A 993-nucleotide genomic window follows, 5' to 3' on the forward strand; every position below is an offset into this window, starting at 1 on the left:
CGCTGCTGTAACCTCCTTGCGCTACTTTTCTATATAATCGCCCATGGTGTCAGGTAAGGAAATATTCATACTTTTCATAATGTGACTTCTTGAATATACTTTTTTATATTATGGCGGTTGTTGTCATGTTCTGTCATTGGTAGAAAAAACTATTGGTGATAGTTGGGTGGTTTGGGTAATCTTGGGTTTTCTTGGGTTAACCTAACCTACTTACTTTAGTTGTAATAAGAATAATTAACTTATCTATATAAAACTGAAAATAATTGCTATAATAAAAACATCAATTTGATTTATTAACCGTGATGACTATCAAAGAATTACTGTTACAAGAAATTGACAACACGCCCAACGAACTTTTAGAAGATGTGTTTGGTTTTTTGCAATCACTCAAAACAGCACCACAAAAACCCCCAGTTTCCTATCAAGAATTGTTAGCAAGAATAGATTACTTAGAAACAATAGTAGGTATTCGTAAAGGATTAGATGAATTTGAGCGCGGTGAAGGGATTCCTGCGGATCAAGTTTTGGCAACTCTACAACAAAAATATAACATTCCTCCTCGCTCATGAATTATCAAGTTATTATTCAGCCTACTGCATTTCAGGAAATTGAAAACTCCTATCGTTGGATGTGTGATAATTTGAGTGCTGAAGTAGCGAACAATTGGTATTATCAATTTGAAGATGCTATTGCGTCACTAAAAAAATTTCCTAACCGATGTAGTATAGCTCCAGAATCAACAAAACTTGGTCGTGAAATTCGCCAACTATGGGTGGGAAAACAAAGAAAATATCGAGTTTTATTTGTTGTTGAAGAAGATGTTATAGCTATTATTCATGTTCGTCACAGTCGTCAATCTTATCTAGATGAAGAGTCTGAATAAGATTGAGTTTGTGAAGATTGTTTTTTTTGGGAATGGTAAGAGGTGTATTGACGAATATCTTCCCAATCTTGTGCTGTCATTTCTGTTGCATTTCCTGAGTTTAATCCTTC

General features: G+C 34.4%; 2 protein-coding genes. Both read left to right on the plus strand.

Annotated elements, in window-relative coordinates; genetic code table 11:
• Window positions 1-302: 302 nt before the first annotated feature.
• A complete protein-coding gene (locus ACIR131C_RS0103495) occupies window positions 303-569 on the plus strand; it encodes a hypothetical protein (protein ID WP_028089082.1) in 267 nt (88 codons plus the stop codon).
• A complete protein-coding gene (locus tag ACIR131C_RS0103500) occupies window positions 566-883 on the plus strand; it encodes a type II toxin-antitoxin system RelE/ParE family toxin (protein WP_028089083.1) in 318 nt (105 codons plus the stop codon). Before ACIR131C_RS0103495 ends, ACIR131C_RS0103500 begins: the two co-directional genes overlap by 4 nt.
• Window positions 884-993 lie beyond the last annotated feature (110 nt).

This window comes from Dolichospermum circinale AWQC131C, from assembly GCF_000426905.1.
GTDB classification, from domain to species: domain Bacteria; phylum Cyanobacteriota; class Cyanobacteriia; order Cyanobacteriales; family Nostocaceae; genus Dolichospermum; species Dolichospermum circinale.